This is a genomic window from Micromonospora sp. NPDC003776, assembly GCF_053605645.1.
The window spans coordinates 1-3,421 of sequence record NZ_JBSGJR010000665.1 but is presented as its reverse complement, the minus strand read 5'-3'; the positions used below and the strand labels follow the sequence as shown (position 1 = coordinate 3,421).

The window sequence follows — 3,421 nt, the reverse complement described above, 5'->3', positions numbered from 1 at the left end:
TCGGCATGACATGGGGCGGCGACCTTATTTGGTACGCCGACTTCGCCGATCGCCGGCTCAAGGCGCTGCGCCCCAGCGATGTGCTTGCCGGAACGCCGCCGGCCGCCCCACCGTTGCCGCCCCGGTGGCGAGCACCGAGGGCAGCCGGGCCGCGATCGGCACGGTCCCGGCCACCGAGGGGCCGGGCTGGACCTCGCTGGACGTCGGCTCACCCTTCGACTACGCCCGGCAGGGCATCCTGTACGTCGCCGCACACCTGCCCCGCCCCAGCGTCTCCGGGCTGCCCGACGCGGCCGGTGAGGAGCTGCTGGCGCTGGTCGGGGCGCTCGGTGGGCGTACCCTCGGGCTCTTCTCCTCGCGACGGGCCGCGCAGCAGGCGGCGGAGCTGCTGCGCGCGCGGACCGACCTGCCGGTGCTGCTCCAGGGCGAGGAGGCGCTGCCGCTGCTGGTGCGCCGCTTCCGTGAGGAGCGGGAGAGCTGCCTGTTCGGGGTGATGTCGCTCTGGCAGGGGGTGGACGTGCCGGGCGACTCCTGTCAGCTCGTGGTCATCGACCGGCTGCCCTTCCCCCGGCCGGACGAGCCGCTCGCGGCGGCCCGGGCGGCGGCGGTGGACGCCGGCGGCGGCTCCGGCTTCGCGGCGGTCAGCGTGCCGATCGCGGCGGTCCGGCTGGCCCAGGGCGTCGGCCGGCTGATCCGGGCCACCGGCGACCGGGGCGTGGTGGCGGTGCTCGACTCCCGGCTGGAGACCGCCCGCGGGTATGGCCCGTTCCTGCGGCGCTCGCTGCCGCCGTTCTGGTACACCACCCGCCCCGACGTGGCCCGGGGCGCCCTGGAACGCCTCGGCAAGAGCTGAACCGGCGCCGTTCCCCGGCCTGCCTGTCCCCTGGGCGGCAGGAGACGCGGGACGGTCAGGGGGCGTGGGAGGCGACCACGACGGCGTCCGGCGGGGTGTCCGGCACGGTACGCGCGGCGAGCCGGCGGATGGCCGTGTTCAGCACCGCGATCAGCGGCACCGCGACCAGCGCCCCGGCGATCCCGGCGAGCACCACGCCGGCGGCGATCCCGATGATCACGGCGAGCGGGTGGACGGCCACCGCCCGGCCCATGATCAGCGGCTGGAGGATGTGCCCCTCGACCTGCTGCACACCGATCACCGCGCCCAGGATGATCAACGCGGTCACGGGGCCGCTGTCGACCAGCGCCACCAGGACCGCCACCACACCGGACAGGGTGGCCCCGACGATCGGGATGAAGGCGCCCAGGAAGACCAGCGCGGCCAGCGGGAAGGCGAACGGGACGTGGAAGATGACCAGGAAGATCCCGATGCCGACCGCGTCGATGAAGGCGACCAGCACGGTGGCCCGGACGTACGCGCCGAGCGTCGCCCAGGAGGCCCGGCCCGCGTCGTCCACCTTCCAGCGCGCCTTCACCGGCAGCAGCCGGACCAGGAAGCGCCAGATCTTGTTGCCGTCCCGCAGGAAGAAGAAGGTCGCGAAGAGCACCAGGACGGTGCCGGTGAGCACCTCGGCCAGGGTGGCCGCGGTGGAGAGGGCACCCTGGCCGAACTTCGAGGTGTTGCCGTTGACCCAGCTCTGAGCCTCGTCGATGTATCGGTTGAGCTGGCTGTCGGAGAGGTGCAGCGGGCCGGTCTTGAGCCAGTTCTGGATCTGCCGGACACCTTGCGAGGTCTTCTCGCTCAGCTCCGGCACGCCCTGGATGAACTCGTTCACCACCAGGGTCAGCGTGCCGATCACCGCGGCCAGGCCGCCGACCAGCACCACCCCGGTGGCCAGCGAGCGGGGGAAGTGGGCCTTGAGCAGCCAGCCGACCGCCGGGGCGAGCAGCGCGGAGAGCAGCAACGCCACCGTCACCGGGATGATCACGATGCGGATGGTGCCGATGATGTTGAGCAGCGCCCAGGCGACGATGCCGACCACGATGAGCCGCCACGACCAGGCCGCCGCGATCCGCAGCGCGTGCGGCACCTCGGTGTCGTCCTGGCTGACCGTCGAGGCGACCGGCGCGGCCGCCGGTTCGGCGCCGACCACGGTCGCCGCCGCGGGCGCCGCCGGGCCCGGCGAGGACGATGCGGCCACCTCCGAGTCCCCCGGCGCGACCTCCGGGTGGACCCGGTTGGCCCGCGCCGATTCCCGGCCGGACTCGTACGCGCGGCGGAGCCGTCCGCGCAGCGCCTCGAAGCGGCTCAAGCGCACCTCCCGCAAACTTTGGCCCGCCCCCGTCACAGGGGGGACAGGATACGTCCGTCCGCCCCACCCTAGGGCGGCTCCGCCACACATTGCCCCTCCCCCGTTGCGCTCAACCACCAGAGGATCGACCGTGACGTACGCGGTAGCGTCTTCGCGTGACCGCCGACCAGAACCTCGACACCGGCCTGCCGATCCGTCTGCTGCACGACCGCGTGCTGGTGCGTACGGAGAACGGCGAGGGTGAGCGCCGGTCCACCGCCGGCATCGTGATCCCCGCGACCGCGGCCGTGGGCAAGCGGCTGGCCTGGGCCACCGCGGTGGGCGTGGGCCCGCACGTGCGCTCCATCGTCGCCGGCGACCGGGTGCTTTTCGACCCCGACGAGCGGTCCGAGGTCGAACTGCACGGCCGGGCGTACGTGCTGTTGCGGGAGCGGGACGTGCACGCCGTCGCCGCGGAACGGGTGGAGCGCGAGTCGACCGGCTCGACCGGCCTCTACCTCTAGGACCCTCCACCCGCCCCCGGGCGCCGTTTGCACCGCTGTCCGGCGGGAAGCCCAGGCACCTCAGCGCCCTGGGGAGGGACCGATGCCGGTACTCGTGAAGAAGATACTGACCTGGGGATTCGTCATATTCCTGATCTACTTCATGGCATTCCGGCCGGACGGCGCCGCGCAGGTCTTCAAGGGGATCGGGGCCGCCCTGATGGCCATCTTCCAGGGCTTCGGCGACTTCCTCACCGGCCTGATGAGCTGACCCCGGTCCAGGGTCAGGCCCCCGGGGGCCAGGGGGCTGCCGGACGCGGGCCGTACCAGCCGGGCGGGCCGTAGCCGGCCGGGTGGGCCGGGGGTGGAGGCGGGGCCAGCACCACCGGGATCGGCACCACCGGCTCGTCCGGCGCCTCGACCGCCCGCTGCGACCCGTCGGGGAACCGCAGGTGGTAGCGCTGCCCGTCCCAGACCCCGACCGGGGCCTGCGGGTCCCGCCCCACGAAGAACGACCGGTACGCACTGATCGCGTCGAGCAGATCCCGTTCCTCCCGGACCGTCCGCTCCCGGTCGGCCGGCTTGCGGTCCAGTCCCCGCCGCATGCTGTCCCGCAGCAGCGCCAGCCGGGTGGCGGCGAACTGGTAGCCGCGCATCGCCCGCACCCCGCCGTCGCCGGCCACCCGCCGTCGCCGGCCACCCGCCGGGCCCAGGTGCGCGCCGCGTGCCGGC

At 73.9% G+C, this 3,421-nt stretch carries 3 protein-coding genes and 2 pseudogenes; 3 read left to right on the top strand and 2 right to left on the bottom strand.

Features of this window, described 5'->3' with window-relative positions; genetic code table 11:
- Window positions 1–166: 166 nt before the first annotated feature.
- Window positions 167–853: pseudogene (locus tag ACWEVO_RS32955) on the top strand (ATP-dependent DNA helicase); the annotation flags it as partial.
- Between the two features lie 55 nt (window positions 854–908).
- Here the strand turns inward: ACWEVO_RS32955 and ACWEVO_RS32950 are convergent.
- Window positions 909–2,297 carry an AI-2E family transporter gene (locus tag ACWEVO_RS32950; RefSeq protein WP_452311341.1) on the bottom strand — a complete coding sequence of 463 codons (1,389 nt, stop codon included), beginning with the start codon at window positions 2,295–2,297 and terminating at the stop codon, window positions 909–911.
- A gap of 65 nt (window positions 2,298–2,362) precedes the next feature.
- Here ACWEVO_RS32950 and ACWEVO_RS32945 point away from each other — a divergent pair, with 65 nt between their 5' ends.
- Window positions 2,363–2,710, top strand: a complete 348-nt coding sequence (locus ACWEVO_RS32945; RefSeq protein ID WP_452311340.1) for a GroES family chaperonin — start codon at window positions 2,363–2,365, stop codon at window positions 2,708–2,710.
- A gap of 82 nt (window positions 2,711–2,792) precedes the next feature.
- Entirely contained in the window at window positions 2,793–2,960 is a 168-nt protein-coding gene (locus ACWEVO_RS32940) for a hypothetical protein (protein WP_452311339.1), read from the top strand.
- Between the two features lie 13 nt (window positions 2,961–2,973).
- Here the strand turns inward: ACWEVO_RS32940 and ACWEVO_RS32935 are convergent.
- Window positions 2,974–3,421 (bottom strand): annotated as a pseudogene (locus ACWEVO_RS32935) (PrsW family intramembrane metalloprotease); the annotation flags it as partial.